Below are 17,346 nucleotides of genomic sequence, written 5' to 3'. Positions count from 1 at the left end.
TTCAGGAGACACCCGCATGAAAATGACGACCGAAGAAGCTTTCGTGAAGACGCTGCAGATGCATGGCATCCAGCACGCCTTCGGAATCATCGGGTCCGCCATGATGCCGATTTCGGATATTTTCCCCAAGGCGGGGATCACCTTCTGGGATTGCGCGCACGAGGGCAGCGCCGGGATGATGGCCGATGGCTATACCCGCGCGACCGGCAAGATGAGCATGATGATCGCCCAGAACGGACCGGGCATCACCAACTTCGTGACCGCGGTGAAAACCGCCTACTGGAACCACACGCCGCTTCTGCTGGTGACGCCGCAGGCAGCGAACAAGACGATCGGGCAGGGCGGCTTCCAGGAAGTCGAGCAGATGAAGCTGTTCGAGGACATGGTCGCCTACCAGGAGGAAGTGCGCGACCCGACGCGGATTGCCGAGGTGCTGAACCGGGTGATCCTGAAGGCGAAGCGGGCCAGCGCCCCGGCGCAGATCAACGTGCCCCGCGATTACTGGACGCAGGTGGTCGATATCGCGCTGCCGCAGATCGTGGCGTTCGAGCGGCCGACGGGCGGGGCCGAATCGCTCGACCGGGCGGCAAAGCTGCTGGACGAGGCGAAATTCCCGGTGATCCTGAACGGCGCGGGCGTGGTTCTGGCCGGCGGGATCGAGGCCAGCAAGCAACTGGCCGAGCGGCTTGATGCACCGGTCTGCGTGGGCTACCAGCACAACGATGCCTTCCCCGGCTCGCACCCGCTTTTCGCGGGGCCCTTGGGCTATAACGGGTCGAAGGCGGGGATGGAGCTGATCTCGCAGGCGGACGTGGTGCTGTGCCTCGGCACACGGCTCAACCCGTTCTCGACCCTGCCGGGCTATGGCATCGATTACTGGCCCAAGGACGCCAAGATCATCCAGGTCGACCTGAACCCCGACCGGATCGGCCTGACCAAGCCGGTCAGCGTGGGGATCGTGGGCGATGCCAAGGCGGTGGCCGAGGGTATCCTCGAGCGGCTGTCGGATACCGCGGGCGATGCCGGGCGCGACGATCGCAAGGCGCTGATCGCCAAGACGAAATCGGCCTGGGCGCAGCAGCTCTCCAGCATGGACCACGAGGATGACGACCCGGGCACCACGTGGAACGAGCGCGCGCGCAAGGACAAGCCCGACTGGATGAGCCCGCGCATGGCGTGGCGGGCGATTCAGCAGGCGCTGCCGAAGGAGGCGATCATCTCGTCGGATATCGGCAACAACTGTGCCATCGGCAACGCCTACCCGTCCTTCGAGGAAGGCCGGAAATACCTGGCGCCGGGGCTGTTCGGGCCGTGTGGTTACGGGCTTCCTTCGGTGATGGGCGCGAAGATCGGCTGCCCGGATGTGCCGGTGGTGGGCTTTGCCGGGGACGGCGCCTTCGGCATTGCCGTCAACGAGCTGACCGCGATCGGCCGCGAGGAATGGCCGGCGATGACGCAGATCGTCTTCCGCAACTACCAGTGGGGCGCGGAGAAGCGGAACTCGACCCTGTGGTTCGACGACAATTTCGTCGGCACCGAGCTGGACGAGGGCGTCAGCTATGCCGGGATCGCCAATGCCTGCGGGCTGAAAGGTGTCGTGGCGCGGACGATGGACGAGCTGACCGACGCGCTGAACCAGGCGATCAAGGACCAGATGGAGAATGGCACCACCACGCTGATCGAGGCGATGATCAACCAGGAGTTGGGCGAGCCGTTCCGCCGCGACGCGATGAAGAAACCGGTGGAAGTGGCGGGCATCGATCCGGCCGACATGCGCGAGCAGGTGGTCTGAGCCGATGACGGCGCCCGGCGGCGAGGACGCGATACTGGTTCTCAATGCCGGGTCCTCCTCGATCAAGTTCGCGGTGTTCGGCGGCGACCTGAAGGAACGCCTGACCGGGATGGCCGACGGCATCGGTGGCGACGGCGCGCTGCGGGTCGGGCGCGACCGGCAGACCGCCACCTTCGGCACCCATGCCGCCGCGCTGGCGGCGGTGCTGGAGGGGCTGGCGGCGCAGGGCTTCTCGGCCGACCGGTTCCGCGCGGCGGCGCACCGGGTGGTGCATGGCGGCATGGAGCTGACGGCGCCGGCGAAGATCGACGTGCACGTGCTGGCCGGGATCCGGCGCTGCGTGCCGCTGGCGCCGCTGCACAACCCGCACAACCTTGCCGCCATCGAGACGCTGGCACGGCTGGCGCCGGACCTGCCGCAATGCGCCAGTTTCGATACCGGGTTTCATGCCTCCAACCCGGAGGTGGCCAAGCGCTACGCGCTGCCGGCGGATATCGAGGCGCGGGGAATCCGGCGGTACGGGTTTCACGGGCTGTCCTATGCCTCGCTCGTGCGGGCCATGCCGGAGGTAACGGGGGAGGCGTTGCCCAAGCGGCTGCTGGCGTTTCACCTTGGCAACGGCGCGTCGCTCTGCGCCATCCGCGACGGGCAATCGGTGGCGACAACGATGGGCTATTCGCCGCTCGAGGGGCTGACCATGGGCACGCGGGCCGGCAGCATCGACGGCAATGCCGTGCTGCGCCTCGCGGGCGAGGACGGGATGGATGCGACGCTGCGGATGCTGAACAAGGAAAGCGGGCTCTGGGGCCTGTCGGGCGGCATTTCCGACATGCGGGCGCTGCTGGAGGATGGCGGCGAGCGGAGCCGCTTCGCGGTCGAGCATTTCTGCTACTGGGCGGTGCGGCACGCGGGCTCGATGATCGCGGCGATGGAGGGGCTGGACGCCGTGGCCTTCACCGGCGGCATCGGCGAGAACGCCGGCCCGGTGCGGGCGCGAATCGCCGAGGGGCTGGCGTGGCTGGGCCTGAGACTGGACGGTGCGGCCAATGACAATGGGAGTGCAATGTTGCATGTCGAGGGGTCCGATATCGGCTGCTGGATCGTCGAGGCGCAGGAAGAACGCCGCATCGCGGCGGATGCGCTGGACTTGCTGGGGGCCGGATGATTGGATCTTGCGGGAAAATCGTCTGGATTCCGGGCGTGGGCGGAACACACGGTTTCCGTGCCGCCGGAACCTCAGAAAAGGGTCGCGGACCCTATCAATCTGTCCTAATGTGCCGCTGGATCGGGAGACAATTGTCAGATGAGCTTTGAACAGCCGCGAATCAATACCTCGCCCAAGGTGTCGGACGAGGTGCGGAAGACCACGTGCTACATGTGCGCCTGCCGCTGCGGGATCAACGTGCACATGAAGGACGGCAAGGTCGCCTATATCGAGGGCAACCGCGACCATCCGGTGAACAAGGGCGTGCTTTGCGCCAAGGGCAGCGCGGGGATCATGCAGGTCAACGCGCCGTCGCGCCTGCGGGCGCCGTTGAAGCGCGTCGGCCCGCGCGGCTCGGGCGAGTTCGAGGAGATCAGTTGGGACGAGGCGCTCGATATCGCCACGGGCTGGCTTGCTCCGCTGCGCAAGGAAGACCCCTCGAAGCTGGCCTTCTTCACCGGGCGGGATCAGAGCCAGTCCTTCACCAGCTTCTGGGCGCAGAATTTTGGCACGCCGAACTATGCCGCGCATGGCGGGTTCTGCTCGGTCAACATGGCGGCAGCGGGCATCTACACGATGGGCGGCGCCTTCTGGGAGTTCGGCCAGCCCGACTGGGACCACACCAAGTTGTTCATGATCTTCGGCGTGGCCGAGGACCATGACAGCAACCCGATCAAGATGGGCATCGGCAAGATCAAGGCGCGCGGCGCCAAGGTGATCGGGGTGAACCCGATCCGCTCGGGCTACAATGCCGTCGCCGATGACTGGGTCGGGATAACGCCGGGCACGGACGGCCTCTTCATCCTGTCGCTGGTGCATTGCCTGCTGAAGGCCGGCAAGATCGACCTCGACTATCTCGCCCGCTACACCAACGCCGCGTATCTGGTGAACCGGGATTCCACCTCGGCCGAATACGGGCTGTTCCTGCGCGATGCCGACGGCAAGCCGCAGGTGATCGACCGCAACACCGGCAAGCTGGCGCCGTTCGACCGCAAGGGCGTGCGGCCCGATCTTTCCGCCAGCTACCGGCAGGGCGGGATCACCCACAAGCCGGTCATGCACATGATGGCCTCGCGCTACCTTGCCAAGGAATACGCGCCCGAGGCGGTGGCCGAGCAATGCGGGGTGAAGCCTGCCAAGATCAGGGCCATCGCCAACGAGCTGGCACGCGTGGCCTTCGAGGAAGAAATCGTGCTCGAGCGGGAATGGACGGATTTCCGCGGCGAAAAGCATTCGGTCATGAAGGGCCGCCCGGTGAGCTTCCACGCCATGCGCGGCATCTCGGCCCATTCCAACGGGTTCCAGACCTGCCGGGCGCTGCACATGCTGCAGATCCTGCTGGGCTCGGTCGAGGTGCCGGGCGGGTTCCGGTTCAAGCCGCCTTACCCGAAGCCCGTCACCGCCCACCCGACACCGCATTGCAAGGCCACCCCCGACGCGCCGCTCGACGGCCCGCACCTTGGCTTCGTGCGCGGCCCGCAGGACCTTGCGCTGAGGGAAGACGGCACGCCCGCCCGGATCGACAAGGCGTTCACCTGGGAAAACCCGATGAGCGCGCATGGCCTGATGCACATGGTCATCAGCAACGCCCATGCCGGCGATCCCTACAAGATCGACACGCTGTTCATGTACATGGCCAACATGTCGTGGAACTCCAGCATGAACACGCGCGGCGTGATCGACATGCTGACGGACAAGGACGAGAACGGCGAGTATGTCATCCCCCGGATCATCTATTCGGATGCGTATAGTTCCGAGATGGTCGCCTATGCCGACCTGATCCTGCCGGACACCACCTATCTCGAGCGCTACGACTGTATCAGCCTGCTCGACCGCCCGATCTGCGAGGCGGACGCGGCGGCCGACGCGATCCGCTGGCCGGTGGTGGAGCCCGACCGCGACGTGCGCGGCTTCCAGACGGTGCTGGTGCAGCTGGCGAACAAGCTGAAGCTGCCGGGGTTCACCGATGAGGGCGGCGCGGCGAAATACACCGACTACGCCGATTACATCACCAACCACGAGCGCAAGCCGGGCATCGGCCCGCTCGCCGGGTGGCGCAGCGGCAAGACCGGCCTGACCCACGGGCGCGGCGCGCCGAACCCGTCGCAGTTGAAAAGCTACATCGCCAATGGCGGGTTCTTCATCAAGCATATCCCCGACGAGGCGGCCTATATGAAGCCGTGGAACATGGCCTACCAGGAATGGGCCGTGGGGATGGGCATCTACGACAGCCCGCAGCCCTATGTCTTCGACCTATATGTCGAGACGATGCGCCAGTTCCAGCTGGCCGCCGAGGGCCATGGCGAGCGCCAGCCGCCCGCGCATCTGCGTGAGCGGATCAAGCAGACGCTCGACCCGCTGCCGGTCTGGTACCCGCCCTTCGAGGATGGCAGCATCGACACCGGGGAATACCCGGTCCACGCCCTGACCCAGCGGCCGATGGCGATGTACCATAGCTGGGGCACGCAGAACGCGTGGCTGCGGCAGATCCACGGGCAGAACCCGCTCTACGTTCCGACGAAGATCTGGGAGAAGGAGGGCTTTGCCGAGGGGGATTGGGCGCGCGTGACCTCGGCGCATGGCGAGATCGTGGTGCCGGTGGCGCATATGGCGGCGCTGAACGAGAACACGGTCTGGACATGGAACGCCATCGGCAAGCGCAAGGGCGCCTGGGCGCTCGACGAGGATGCGCCGGAGGCAACAAGGGGGTTCCTGCTGAATCACCTTATTCACGAGTTGCTGCCGCCCAAGGGCGACGGGCTGCGCTGGTCGAATTCCGATCCGATCACCGGGCAGGCGGCGTGGTTCGACTTGCGGGTGAAGATCGAGAAGACCGCCGCGCCGGACCAGGCGAAGCCCGAGTTCAGCGCCATCCGCTCGCCCGTGGGCAAGGGCCCGGACGAGCTGCGCTGGAAGGTGGGCGAATGAGCGCACCGGAGATCACGGGACGCGACGGCGTGCGGCTGGCCACGTATGCGGAGGGCCCCGAGGGCGCGCCGGCGCTGCTGTTCATCCACGGCTGGGCGCAGCAATCGGTGTGCTGGCGGCCGGTGATGGACCGTCTGAAGGATCGCTTCCGCGTGGTGGCGATGGATTTGCGCGGGCACGGCGCGTCGGACAAGCCCGAGGGCGAGGGGCCCTATACAGATACGGCGCTCTGGGCCGATGACGTGACAGCGGTGATCGAAGGGTATGGGCTGGAGAAGCCGGTGCTCGTGGGCTGGTCCTATGGCAGCCGGGTGATCGCCTCCTACCTGTCGGTGCATGGCGATGGGGCGCTTGGCGGTGTCGTGCTGGCGGGCGGTATCCTGACCATCGGTGCGGCACGGGAAGACTGGATGGTCGGGCCGTCGAGCCCCGGCGTGCAGCGCGACCTCTACACCGGCGACCTGCCAAGGCGGCTGGCCGCCACGGCAAAGTTCGTGCGGGAGTGCACGGCGCAACCGCTCGATACGCAAGCGTATGGTGAGCTGGTCGGCGCCAACATGCTCTGCCCGCCGCATGTGCGCCGGGCGCTTTTCGCGCCGACATGGGATTTCCGCCCGGTCTACGCGGCGATGACCTGCCCCGGGCTGGTGATCCACGGCGTGCAGGACGAGGTGGTCTCTGCCGCCACGGGCGAAGCGGCGGCGAAGCTGATGCAAGACGCCCGCTACCTGCCCTATGACGGAACGGGCCACGCGCCCTTCCTCGAAAACCCCGACCGGTTCGCGGCGGATGTCGCGGACTTCACCGAAACCCGTGCCAGACGGAAGGAGGCGGTATGACAACCCTGCCCGAGAAGACCGACCGCAAGCTGGGGCTGGTGATCGACCTCGACACCTGTGTCGGCTGTCACGCCTGCGTGGTCAGCTGCAAGGGCTGGAACACCGAGAATTACGGCGCGCCCCTGTCCGATCAGGACCCGTACGGCGCCGACCCCTCGGGCACGTTCCTCAACCGGGTGCATTCCTACGAGGTGCAGCCCGAGGAGGGAGCGGCGCAGCTGATCCACTTCCCGAAAAGCTGCCTGCATTGCGAGGATGCGCCTTGCGTGACCGTTTGCCCCACCGGCGCCAGCTACAAGCGGGTCGAGGACGGTATCGTGCTGGTGAACGAAAGCGCCTGCATCGGCTGTGGCCTCTGTGCCTGGGCCTGCCCCTATGGCGCGCGGGAGATGGACGCGGCGGAAGGCGTGATGAAGAAATGCACGCTCTGCGTCGACCGGATCTACAACGTGAACCTGCCCGAGGAAGACCGGGTGCCCGCCTGCGTGCGCACCTGCCCGGCGGGGGCGCGGCATTTCGGCGACCTGGGCGACCCGGAGAGCGATGTCTCGAAACTGGTCGAGGAACGCGGCGGCATGGACCTGATGCCGGAACAGGGCACCAAGCCCGTCAACAAGTACCTGCCGCCCCGGCCCAAGGACGAGCTCGACCAGGTCGACGTGCTGGCGCCCTATCTTCAGCCGGTGGCGGAGGAGCCGAAAGGGTTCATCGGCTGGCTTGATCGTACACTGGAGAAGCTCTGACATGCATCCGGCGCCGTCCGTCATCATCTTCACCACCCTGTCGGGGTTGGGCTTCGGCCTTCTGGCCTGGCTGGGCCTCGGTTTTCCGGAGGTCACCGGCTGGGTCGCCTTCACCTTCTTCGCCATCGCCTATGCGCTGGCGGTGGGCGGGCTGGTGTCCTCGACCTTCCACCTCGGCCACCCGGAACGCGCTTTGCTGGCCTTCACCCAGTGGCGGACCTCGTGGCTCAGCCGCGAGGGCGTGGTCTCGGTCGCCACGCTTCTGGTGATGGCGGTCTACGGCGCGGGGCTGGTCTTCTGGGGCGAAAGCTGGCGTCTCCTGGGCGTGATCGGCGCGGTGCTGTCGCTGGGCACGGTATTCTGCACGGCGATGATCTATGCCCAGATGGACACGGTGCCGCGCTGGAAGACACCGCTGACGCCGCTCCTTTACCTGATGCTGTCAGTGGCCGGCGGCGCGCTCTTGGCGGGGCAGGTGAAGGCCGCGATGCTGCTCCTGCCGCTGGCAGCGGCGGCGCAGGTGCTGTGGTGGATGCGCGGCGACGGCGCGTTCGCGCAGAGCGGCACGACACTGGCCACGGCCACCGGGCTGGGCGGCACCGGCAAGGTGCGCTCGTTCGAGCATCCGCATACCGGCAGCAACTACCTGCTGCGGGAATTCACCTTCCAGGTGGGCCGCAAGCACGCCACCAAGCTGCGCTCGATCGCCATGCTGCTGGGCTACGTGCTGCCCTTCTCGCTGCTGATCATGCCGTTCTCGCACGCGCTGGCGCTGGTGGCGGTGCTGAGCCACCTTGCGGGCGTGGCGGCGTCGCGCTGGCTGTTCTTCGCGGAAGCCGAGCACGTGGTCGGCCTCTACTACGGCAAACGCTGACCGCCGCTCGTCAGCCCTTGCGGGCTGCCTCGCCCCCGGCTTCTTCTTGGGGATAAATACTCAAAATCCGACGGTTCAGCGGGCGCAGGCTCATCCGGGGCTCCGCCCGTTCGACCCTGAAACGCTCCACTGGAGCGTTTTCGAGACGGGTCTCACCCCCACCCGTCGGTCCATTCATCGACCTTCGGATCGACCCGGTTCCGCCGGAACCGCTTCCACCGCACGCGGATCGCCCAGAACAGCGCGGCCAGCACCGCCAGCACGATGATGTTGAACCACGGGATGATCCGCACGTCGGGCCCCGCCACCCGCTTGATGGTGACCGCGTTGGGGTAGATCGAGATGAACTCGTTGCGCCAGCCATAGTGGCGGATCGACACCCAGCGGGGGGTCTCGGAGGTCGATTTCAGGTCGGCCGCCTCGGCCTGCAGGTTCGAGGTGTCGAACTTGAAATAGGGCGGCCAGCCCCAGCCGGTATCCTCGTTCCGGTAGACGATCACCCGGCCGTTCGGTCGCACCGCGGTGATGAAGAACACGTCGCGGTTCACCGTGCCCTCGGCCTCGCCGGTGCCCTGGTTCGCCCAGAAGATCGAGTTCTCGCCGAAATCGACCCGTTTCTCGTAGGTGTCGGTGATCCGGGCGATATCGTGCTGCGGCAGGGTGTAGTGCAGGAAGGCGCCCACGATAAGCCAGAAGGCGATGATGAAGACCCATTTGACGTAGACCATGCCGGCCCCTTTCCTGTTGCTGCGCGATTCCTGCCTGTAGGTCTTGCATATAGGCATGGTGCGGCCATGGGCCAGACGTGAGCGCCGCGAGGTGCGGAATTTCGCGGCGGCGGCCGGGCCCTCGGCGCGGCGCGCGGAGACTCCTTTTGGGGAAAAGGGCCGAGTCGCGGTAGACTTGCGGGATAATCATGAACCAGGGAGTGCGATCCATGTGTGATATCTGCGTAATGAACGCCGTGAAGGAAAAAATGCTGTCGCGGCGGAGTTTCTTTACGGCCACTGCCGCAAGCGGTGCCGCTGCCGTGCTGGGCAGCACGATCGCGGCGCCGCCGGCCATGGCCGCCGGGCATGGCGCGGTCGAGGACCTGACCCACGCCTATGGCCCCGATTTCCCGACCTTCTTCGGCGCCCCCGGCATCGAGATGACGCAGGAGTTCAATTTCGACGAACACGGGTTCAACCTGTTCAACCTGAGCATCAACGAACACACCGGCACCCATATCGACGCGCCGATGCATTTCTCGGCCGATGGCGCCTCGGTCGACGAATTGCCGGTGACGTCGCTGGTGGCGCCGCTCTGCGTGGTGGATATCGCCGCCAAGGCCGAGGAGGACCCGGATGCCCAGGTGACGCCGGAGGATCTGAAAGCCTGGATCGACGCCAATGGCGAGATCCCCGAGAACGCCTGCGTCGCCATGCATTCGGGCTGGGGCGGCAAGGTCGGGGGCGACGGCTATCGCAACGCCGACGGTGAGGGGGCGATGCATTTCCCCGGCTTCCATGTCGATGCGGCCAACATGCTGATCGAGGAGACGGCGGCCCAGTCGATCGCGGTGGACACCCTGTCGCTCGATTTCGGCCCCTCGCCCGATTTCGCGACGCATTACGCCTGGCTGCCCTCCGGCCGGTTCGGGATCGAGTGCCTCGCCAATCTCGACAAGCTGCCGGCGACCGGGGCGACGATCGTGGTCGGCGCGCCCAAGCACAAGGGCGGCTCCGGCGGGCCGGCGCGGATCTTCGCGATGACGTGACGCGGGAGAGGGGAGCGTCCCGGGCCCGATCCGGGATCTCCTTGCCGTGATGGGGCGCGGCTCGGGGGCCGGGACGGGTATTGCGTCAGGGCGCCGCGCTGAGGATCTCGCCCACTTTCAGCGCGCGCATCGGGCTGCCGTCGACCTTGAGCTTGCCGGTCATCACGGCGGTGGTGGGGTTCTGGCTGCCTTCGACGATGTTGCGGAAGACCTGTGAGGTGGCCGTCAGCGTCAGGTCGGCCTCGCGGTTGCTTTCGGTGGCGCCGGTCTCGTCCACGTACAGACGGCCGAGATCGGGCATGTCGAGCGCGACGGAGCCCCGGATACGCCCCTTGGCGCGGGCACTGACGGCGGCGGCGAAGTCTTCGAGCGGGGTCATGGGCGGGGTCTCCGGCTGGGGTCGGGGTCAGCATGCCAGAGGGCGCGGGAAAGCAAAGCGTGACGGTGGGTCATTTCGGCGATGGCAGGGGGGAAGCCCGTCCCGGGCTTGCCCCGGGACCTCGCTGCGGTGGAGAGGCCCCGGCTCGGAGGCCGGGGCGGGGAAGCAAATGATACCCATCGCGGGCTTGCCCCGGGACCTCGCTGCGGTGGAGAGGCCCCGGCGCGGAGGCCGGGGCGGGGAAGCAAATGATACCCGTCCCGGGCTTGCCCCGGGACCTCTCGGACAGCAAGAGCCCCCGGCTCGGAGGCCGGGGCGGAGGTGTCACCCCACCACGTTGAACCCCGGCCCATAGGGATACCCGGTGATGTTCTCGTGTCCCGCCTCGGTGATCACCAGCACGTCATGTTCGCGATAGCCGCCGGCGCCGGGCTCCCCCTCGGGCAGGGTCAGCATCGGCTCCATCGAGATGACCATGCCGGGCTGCAGCACCGTGTCGATATCCTCGCGCAGCTCCAGCCCCGCCTCGCGCCCGTAATAGTGGCTGAGGATGCCGAAGGAATGGCCATAGCCGAAGGTGCGGTATTGCAGCAGGTCACGTTCTTCGAGGAAGGCGTTGATCTTCTGCGTCACCTCGGCGCAGCTCACCCCCGGTTTCAGCAGCGACATGCCGTATTCATGGGTGGCGACGTTGGCCTCCCAGATCCTGCGGGAGGCATCGTCGACCTCGCCCAGGAACATCGTCCGTTCCAAAGCCACGTAATAGCCCGAGACCATCGGGAAGGTGTTGAGGCTGAGGATATCCCCGCGCTGCAATGGCCGCGCCGTGACCGGGTTGTGGGCCCCGTCGGTGTTCAGCCCCGACTGGAACCAGACCCAGGTGTCACGATACTCGGCGTCGGGGAAGACGCGGGCGATCTCAAGCTCCATCGCGTCGCGCCCCGCCATGGCGACATCGATTTCGCGCACCCCTTCGCGCACTGCCTCGCGCATCGCGTAACCGCCCACATCGGCGATGGCCGTGCATTTGCGGATCAGGGCGATCTCGGCGTCGGATTTCATCATCCGCTGGCGCATCGTGGCAGGCGCGATATCCAGCATGGTCAGCGGCCTGAGGAAATCTTCGAGCTTGTCCCGACCGGCCAGCGTCAGGTGATCCCCCTCGTACCCGATCACCGCGTGCTCGCCCGTCACCTCGCGCACGGCGCGCCAGAAATTGTCGCGCTGCCAGTCGGTATAGGTGATGTTGTCGCCCACCGAGCGGCGCCACGGCTGGCCTGCGTCGATCCCGGCGGAGATGGTGACGCAGTCGGTCTCGGTGACGACACAGGCATAGGGCCGCCCGAAGGCGCAATAAAGAAACCCCGAGAAATACGCCACGTTGTGCATCGAGGTCAGCACGCAGGCGCTGGCGCCCATCTGCTCCATCGTGTCGCGCAGATCGGCGAGACGCGCCTCGTATTCGGAAACGGCGAAGGGCAGCGGGGCCTTCTCGCCATTGTGGAAGCGGTAGAATTCAGGACGTGCAGTCATTTTCAGACCCTCCTTGATCAGAAAGGTCCCGGCGTTCAGGACTGTGGGGAAGGGCCGTGAAAGGGCGACGCCATCGCCCGGGCCTGTGGGTGTTCTTGCCGATCCGGGGCGATCCGGTCAAGACTGTTCGAGACTGAAGGAGAGTGGTGCGTGACGGAAGCATATCAGCCGGGCAAACGGAACCTGATCACCGATGTCGCGGGCCTGCGCGTGGGGCATGCGGCCGATGCGCGGATCAAGACCGGGGCGACCGTGCTGACGGGCGATACGCCCTTCACCGCCGGCGTGCAGGTGATGGGCGGCGCGCCGGGCACGCGCGAGACGGATTTGCTGGCGCCCGACAAGACGGTGCAGGAGGTCGATGCACTGGTGCTCTCGGGCGGCTCGGCCTTCGGTCTCGATGCGGCCTCGGGCGTGGCGGATACGCTGCGCGTCTCGGGGCGTGGCTTTGCCATCGGTCCCGTGCCGGTGCCGATCGTGCCGGGGGCGATCCTGTTCGATCTCGCGAATGGCGGCGCAAAGGACTGGCCGGAGAACCCCTACAAGCGGCTGGGGGCCGAGGCGCTGGAGGCCGCCGCGCCCGACTTCGCGCTGGGCACGGAAGGGGCCGGAACGGGGGCGATGACGGCAGGTCTGAAAGGCGGGATCGGCTCCGCCTCGCTGGTGCTGCCCACGGGGCATGTCGTCGGCGCGCTGGTGGCGGTGAACGCGCTGGGCTCGGCCATCGTCGGCAAAGGTCCGCAATTCTGGGCGGCGCCCTTCGAGATCGGGGACGAGTTCGGCGGGCTCGGGCTGGCCCCCGCCGCGCCGCCGCTGGCCCCTCACATCAAGGGTCGCGACCCCGGCAACACCACCATCGGGATCGTCGCCACCGACGCCGCGTTGACGCAAGCGCAATGCACGCGGTTGGCCACCGCCGCCCATGACGGGCTCGCGCGTGCCCTTGTGCCGGCGCACACGCCGCTCGACGGCGACCTGATCTTTGCCACCGCCACCGGGGAGAAGCCGCTCGACGACCCGCTGGCCGACATGCTTCTGCTGGGCCATGCCGCCGCCATCTGCGTGGCCCGCGCCATCGCCCGCGGGGTCTACGAGGCGCGGGCGGAGGCGGGGGACTTGAAACCGTGCTGGCGCGCCCGGTTCGGCTGACAGCTCTATTGAGTATTTGGGGAAAGATGAAAGACAGGCCCCGCTTTCACTTTTCCGAAAATACTCAAGATCCCGCCGGGGCCGCGGGCGCCTCCGATTGCGTTTCTCTTGCGACGGGGCCTGACTCGCTATATCTCCATCCCCATGACACGGATTTTCGACATGGATGACCGCGCGCGCCTGCCTTGGCGCTTCCACGGCGCGACGATGACGGTGCTGGCGCGCCTATGAGCGCGCGGCCATTCCTGTCACACCACAACTCCATCTGAAGAACCGGAGAGGACCCATGTCCCCCAAGACACTCTATGACAAGATCTGGGATGCCCATCTCGCCCACGAGGCCGAGGATGGCACGTCCCTTCTCTATATCGACAGGCACCTCGTGCACGAAGTGACCAGCCCGCAGGCCTTCGAAGGGCTGCGCATGGCGGGCCGCACCGTGCGGGCACCGGAGAAGACCATCGCCGTGCCTGACCACAACGTGCCCACCACCGCCGACCGGGTGAACGGGATCGAGAACCCCGAAAGCCGCATCCAGGTCGAGGCGCTGGACAAGAACGCCAAGGATTTCGGCGTGCATTACTACCCGGTCAACGACATCCGGCAGGGCATCGTGCACATCGTCGGGCCAGAGCAGGGCTGGACCCTGCCGGGCATGACCGTGGTCTGCGGCGACAGCCATACGGCCACGCATGGTGCCTTCGGCGCGCTGGCCCACGGGATCGGCACGTCGGAGGTCGAGCACGTGCTGGCCACCCAGACGCTGATCCAGACCAAGTCGAAGAACATGAAGGTCGAGATCACCGGCCAGCTGCGCCCCGGCGTCACCGCCAAGGACATCACCCTGTCGGTGATCGGCCGCACCGGCACCGCCGGTGGCACCGGCTACGTGATCGAATATTGCGGCGAGGCGATCCGCTCGCTCTCGATGGAAGGGCGGATGACCGTCTGCAACATGGCGATCGAAGGCGGCGCCCGCGCCGGCCTGATCGCGCCGGACGAGACCACCTTCGAATACATCAAGGGCCGCCCCCACACCCCGAAAGGCGCCCAGTGGGAGGCCGCGCTGGCATGGTGGAAAACGCTCTATTCCGATGACGACGCGCATTGGGACAAGGTGATCACCATCAAGGGCGAGGATATCGCCCCCGTCGTCACCTGGGGCACCAGCCCCGAGGACGTGCTGCCGATCGACGCCATCGTGCCGGCTCCGGAAGATTTCCAGGGCGGCAAGGTGGAAGCCGCCAAGCGCTCGCTGGAATACATGGGGCTGACCGCCGGCACGCCGCTGTCGGAGATCGAGATCGACACGGTCTTCATCGGCTCCTGCACCAACGGCCGGATCGAGGACCTGCGCGCCGCCGCCGCGATCCTGAAGGGCAAGAAGATCAAGGAAGGTCTTCGCGCCATGGTCGTGCCCGGCTCCGGCCTCGTCCGCGCGCAGGCCGAGGAAGAGGGGCTGGCCGACATCTTCAAGGATGCGGGCTTCGAATGGCGGCTCGCGGGCTGTTCCATGTGCCTGGCCATGAACCCCGACCAGCTCTCGCCCGGCGAACGCTGTGCCGCCACCTCGAACCGCAACTTCGAGGGCCGGCAGGGCCGCGGCGGCCGGACCCACCTGATGAGCCCGGCCATGGCCGCGGCGGCGGCGGTGACCGGCAAGCTGACCGACGTGCGGCAGATGATGTGAGCCATGTCGGCGGGTGAACGCCCTTTGTACGAAGGTGAGCCCATTCGTTATGTCGACCAGTTCGAGAAACTGGTCGACAGCGGGCTCGATCCGTATTCCGTGGCGGCCCATTTCGCCATTCCATACTTCGACGACGACAACCCGGAGGCGATGTATGATCTGGCACGGGGGCCAAGGGTCCTGACCGGCGCGGTGAACTATTACACGCTGGTCATGGATGGGGGCATCACCGGGGTGTTCCAGAACACGCCGGAGCTCACGAAGCTGAGCATCGACGCGATGGAGGCCCTCGGGTTCGACGAGGTCGCCGCGCGGTCCCGCGATGCGCTTGGTCTGTTTGGGTTGCCAGAGGTATTCACCTGGGAAGTTTACGAGGAGGCGAGTGATAAACTCGACGCGGAAAAGGCGGATGAATGGCTCGACGACATCGATCAGGACATCCTCGACTCGAAGTTCGACGAGCATCTGGGCGACCGGCTCCACAGCTTCATCACGAGGCACCGTACCGAGTTTGAAACACGCCACTGACGCAGGCTGCGAGGGCCTGCGGACAACCTGATGACGTGCAAGGATGTTGCACATATCCAGTGAGGATAAGACGATGGAAAAATTCACGAAAATCACCGGGGTCGCGGCGCCCATGCCGATGATCAACGTCGATACCGACATGATCATCCCCAAGCAGTTCCTGAAGACGATCAAGCGGTCGGGGCTGGGGGTGAACCTGTTCCACGAGATGCGCTTCGACGATGACGGTGGCGAGATCGAGAGCTTCGTGCTGAACAAGCCGCAATACCGCGAGGCCGAGGTGCTGGTCGCCGGGGCCAATTTCGGCTGCGGCTCGAGCCGCGAGCACGCGCCCTGGGCGATCAAGGATTTCGGCATCCGCTGTGTCATCGCGCCGAGCTTTGCCGACATCTTCTACAACAACTGCTTCAAGAACGGCATCCTGCCGATCTCGCTGCCGCAGGAGCAGGTGGACGTGCTGATGAAGGATGCCGAGAAGGGCTCGAACGCGCGGATGGAGGTCGACCTCGAGGCGCAGACCGTGACCACCTCGGATGGCGAGGTGATCCCCTTCGAGATCGACAGCTTCAAGAAGCACTGCCTTCTGGAAGGGCTCGACGATATCGGCCTGACGATGGAAAAGGCCGACTCGATCGCCGCCTACGAGACCCGCGCCGCCGCCGAGCGGCCCTGGGTCTGAGGCACAAGCCTGCCTTGTTTCGGTCGCTGCTCCGGCCTGCACGCCCTGCGTGCGGGCCGGACGGGCGCCACACCCCTTAAGCGAAAGTTAGCGCAGCCCGTTCAGGTTTGGTGGCGGGATTGCCCCAATCCACATTATCTTGTGTATATACACAAGAACGTCAAAATTCCGATTTCAAATTGATGCATTCCCGCACCACTTGCATCATCAATTGGACAGAAAATTCATGTCCCTTAACGGGCAAGCTTGAGCCCGTGGTGGAAAAGGGGCAAAAATTGGACAAGAATGAGGCAAACCGCCCGGACGGGCGGGATCAAGTTGGGACAAAGGCGCGGCATCGTACCGGGCCTGGCCAGTTTGAAGGGAAACGGGCAGTGGTTTCGCAGATCGTCAGTGCGCTTTTTCGCGCCTATTGCGTGGCGGTTCTCGTCGCGCTTCCGGCGTTGCTGCTGCCGACCGTGGCCTCCGATACCGCCCAGATCGTTGTCGTCATCGCCCTTCTCGCCGCCCTGCTGACCTTCATGGAATACTACGGCAAGTATCCCAGCATCGTCGAATTCCGCTTTGCCCCGCCCTTCAACCGCATCAAGTTCATCGCCCTGGCGGTGTCGATCATCACCATCTCGCTGATCATGCGCGGCAAGACCGATCCCAACGGCCTGACAGAGGTGCTGGCCATGACCGGCGACGCGCTGGGCCGGGTGATCGATTTCCCCTATTCCCCGGTGCGGCTGGTGATCCTGATGCTGCCGCCCGATGCCGGGCCGGGCCTGATCGGCGACGTGCGCACCGCGGCGGGAATCTCCTATGCCGTGTCGCTGGTGATGATGCTGGTCTTCGTCACCTACGTGCGGATGCTGAACTGGCCCATGCGCAAGGGGTCGTTCAACGTGTGGGTGAACCTGCCGCTGTTCGACCCGACCCGCGGCGGCGACGTGGTTGACCGGCTCAAGCGCGATGCCGGCGTTAACATTGTGTTAGGGGCTTTGCTGCCATTCATTATCCCGACGGCGATCAAGGCGACGTCGGATATCATCGATCCGGTGTCGGTCGCCAATCCGCAAACGCTGATCTGGACGATAACGGCATGGGCCTTCCTTCCTGCAAGCATGTTGATCCGGGGCATCGCCCTGTCGCGCGTGGCCGAACTGATCGAGGCCAAGCGCCGCCGGGTCTATGGCAAGGATGGCGCCAACGGGTTGCAGGAAGCCTGATCCTCGGCCTACTGGCCTGGCTTTGGGCGGGGCCG

General features: G+C 66.0%; 15 protein-coding genes. 12 read left to right on the top strand and 3 right to left on the bottom strand.

The annotated features are described in order from the left end of the window. Positions 1-16 precede the first annotated feature (16 nt). The 6 genes from xsc to QUV18_RS02775 all read left to right on the top strand — a co-directional run bounded on the left by xsc (position 17) and on the right by QUV18_RS02775 (position 8,380). Positions 17-1,792 carry a sulfoacetaldehyde acetyltransferase gene (xsc, locus tag QUV18_RS02800; protein WP_300891860.1) on the top strand — a complete coding sequence of 592 codons (1,776 nt, stop codon included), beginning with the start codon at positions 17-19 and terminating at the stop codon, positions 1,790-1,792. 4 nt (positions 1,793-1,796) lie between these two features. Beyond that, positions 1,797-2,957: an acetate/propionate family kinase gene (locus QUV18_RS02795; protein ID WP_300891859.1), complete on the top strand. Its 1,161-nt coding sequence runs from the start codon at positions 1,797-1,799 to the stop codon at positions 2,955-2,957. 138 nt (positions 2,958-3,095) lie between these two features. Continuing rightward, a complete protein-coding gene (locus QUV18_RS02790) occupies positions 3,096-5,924 on the top strand; it encodes a molybdopterin oxidoreductase family protein (RefSeq protein ID WP_300891857.1) in 2,829 nt (942 codons plus the stop codon). Further along, entirely contained in the window at positions 5,921-6,763 is an 843-nt protein-coding gene (locus QUV18_RS02785) for an alpha/beta hydrolase (RefSeq protein ID WP_300891855.1), read from the top strand. Before QUV18_RS02790 ends, QUV18_RS02785 begins: the two co-directional genes overlap by 4 nt. Continuing rightward, positions 6,760-7,506 (top strand): 4Fe-4S dicluster domain-containing protein, encoded by a 747-nt coding sequence (locus QUV18_RS02780; RefSeq protein ID WP_300891853.1) that lies wholly within the window; start codon positions 6,760-6,762, stop codon positions 7,504-7,506. The genes QUV18_RS02785 and QUV18_RS02780 overlap by 4 nt, the downstream gene beginning before the upstream one ends. A gap of 1 nt (position 7,507) precedes the next feature. Beyond that, entirely contained in the window at positions 7,508-8,380 is an 873-nt protein-coding gene (locus tag QUV18_RS02775) for a DmsC/YnfH family molybdoenzyme membrane anchor subunit (protein WP_300891851.1), read from the top strand. A 152-nt stretch (positions 8,381-8,532) separates the two neighbouring features. Here the strand turns inward: QUV18_RS02775 and QUV18_RS02770 are convergent, their stop codons facing one another. After that, the gene (locus QUV18_RS02770; protein WP_300891849.1) at positions 8,533-9,108 is read right to left on the bottom strand and encodes a DUF1523 family protein; all 576 of its coding nucleotides are present in this window, start codon (positions 9,106-9,108) and stop codon (positions 8,533-8,535) included. Between the two features lie 209 nt (positions 9,109-9,317). On the opposite strand from QUV18_RS02770, the gene QUV18_RS02765 reads away from it, so the two are divergent. Further along, positions 9,318-10,139 carry a cyclase family protein gene (locus tag QUV18_RS02765; RefSeq protein ID WP_300891847.1) on the top strand — a complete coding sequence of 274 codons (822 nt, stop codon included), beginning with the start codon at positions 9,318-9,320 and terminating at the stop codon, positions 10,137-10,139. Positions 10,140-10,224: 85 nt separating this feature from the next. On the opposite strand, the gene QUV18_RS02760 is transcribed toward QUV18_RS02765, so the two are convergent. Both QUV18_RS02760 and QUV18_RS02755 read right to left on the bottom strand, forming a co-directional pair. Next, a complete protein-coding gene (locus tag QUV18_RS02760) occupies positions 10,225-10,518 on the bottom strand; it encodes an SCP2 sterol-binding domain-containing protein (protein WP_300891845.1) in 294 nt (97 codons plus the stop codon). A 324-nt stretch (positions 10,519-10,842) separates the two neighbouring features. Further along, positions 10,843-12,051 carry a M24 family metallopeptidase gene (locus QUV18_RS02755; RefSeq protein ID WP_300891843.1) on the bottom strand — a complete coding sequence of 403 codons (1,209 nt, stop codon included), beginning with the start codon at positions 12,049-12,051 and terminating at the stop codon, positions 10,843-10,845. A gap of 150 nt (positions 12,052-12,201) precedes the next feature. Between QUV18_RS02755 and QUV18_RS02750 the strand changes: the two genes are divergently transcribed. The 5 genes from QUV18_RS02750 (at position 12,202) to QUV18_RS02730 (ending at position 17,311) form a co-directional block, all read left to right on the top strand. Beyond that, positions 12,202-13,200: a P1 family peptidase gene (locus QUV18_RS02750; RefSeq protein ID WP_300891841.1), complete on the top strand. Its 999-nt coding sequence runs from the start codon at positions 12,202-12,204 to the stop codon at positions 13,198-13,200. A 286-nt stretch (positions 13,201-13,486) separates the two neighbouring features. After that, positions 13,487-14,890 carry a 3-isopropylmalate dehydratase large subunit gene (gene leuC, locus QUV18_RS02745; RefSeq protein WP_300891839.1) on the top strand — a complete coding sequence of 468 codons (1,404 nt, stop codon included), beginning with the start codon at positions 13,487-13,489 and terminating at the stop codon, positions 14,888-14,890. A gap of 3 nt (positions 14,891-14,893) precedes the next feature. Further along, positions 14,894-15,418 (top strand): hypothetical protein, encoded by a 525-nt coding sequence (locus tag QUV18_RS02740; protein WP_300891838.1) that lies wholly within the window; start codon positions 14,894-14,896, stop codon positions 15,416-15,418. A gap of 73 nt (positions 15,419-15,491) precedes the next feature. Further along, entirely contained in the window at positions 15,492-16,097 is a 606-nt protein-coding gene (leuD, locus tag QUV18_RS02735; RefSeq protein WP_300891837.1) for a 3-isopropylmalate dehydratase small subunit, read from the top strand. Between the two features lie 374 nt (positions 16,098-16,471). Continuing rightward, entirely contained in the window at positions 16,472-17,311 is an 840-nt protein-coding gene (locus QUV18_RS02730) for a hypothetical protein (protein WP_300891836.1), read from the top strand. The last annotated feature ends 35 nt before the right edge of the window (positions 17,312-17,346 follow it).

It is taken from the genome of Roseovarius sp. (assembly GCF_030373445.1).
GTDB lineage: Bacteria > Pseudomonadota > Alphaproteobacteria > Rhodobacterales > Rhodobacteraceae > Roseovarius.
The sequence above is the reverse complement of the archived record's forward strand: the minus strand, read 5'-3'. Positions and strand labels throughout refer to the sequence as shown.

What these genes read in the sequence shown, in the direction of transcription:
- QUV18_RS02790 (WP_300891857.1), top strand. Translation starts at nt 3,096, where the DNA reads ATGAGCTTTGAACAGCCGCGAATCAATACCTCGCCCAAGGTGTCGGAC.
- QUV18_RS02765 (WP_300891847.1), top strand. Translation starts at nt 9,318, where the DNA reads ATGTGTGATATCTGCGTAATGAACGCCGTGAAGGAAAAAATGCTGTCG.
- QUV18_RS02785 (WP_300891855.1), top strand. Translation starts at nt 5,921, where the DNA reads ATGAGCGCACCGGAGATCACGGGACGCGACGGCGTGCGGCTGGCCACG.
- QUV18_RS02795 (WP_300891859.1), top strand. Translation starts at nt 1,797, where the DNA reads ATGACGGCGCCCGGCGGCGAGGACGCGATACTGGTTCTCAATGCCGGG.
- QUV18_RS02780 (WP_300891853.1), top strand. Translation starts at nt 6,760, where the DNA reads ATGACAACCCTGCCCGAGAAGACCGACCGCAAGCTGGGGCTGGTGATC.
- QUV18_RS02775 (WP_300891851.1), top strand. Translation starts at nt 7,508, where the DNA reads ATGCATCCGGCGCCGTCCGTCATCATCTTCACCACCCTGTCGGGGTTG.
- QUV18_RS02760 (WP_300891845.1), bottom strand. Translation starts at nt 10,518, where the DNA reads ATGACCCCGCTCGAAGACTTCGCCGCCGCCGTCAGTGCCCGCGCCAAG.
- QUV18_RS02755 (WP_300891843.1), bottom strand. Translation starts at nt 12,051, where the DNA reads ATGACTGCACGTCCTGAATTCTACCGCTTCCACAATGGCGAGAAGGCC.
- xsc (WP_300891860.1), top strand. Translation starts at nt 17, where the DNA reads ATGAAAATGACGACCGAAGAAGCTTTCGTGAAGACGCTGCAGATGCAT.
- leuD (WP_300891837.1), top strand. Translation starts at nt 15,492, where the DNA reads ATGGAAAAATTCACGAAAATCACCGGGGTCGCGGCGCCCATGCCGATG.
- leuC (WP_300891839.1), top strand. Translation starts at nt 13,487, where the DNA reads ATGTCCCCCAAGACACTCTATGACAAGATCTGGGATGCCCATCTCGCC.
- QUV18_RS02740 (WP_300891838.1), top strand. Translation starts at nt 14,894, where the DNA reads ATGTCGGCGGGTGAACGCCCTTTGTACGAAGGTGAGCCCATTCGTTAT.
- QUV18_RS02770 (WP_300891849.1), bottom strand. Translation starts at nt 9,108, where the DNA reads ATGGTCTACGTCAAATGGGTCTTCATCATCGCCTTCTGGCTTATCGTG.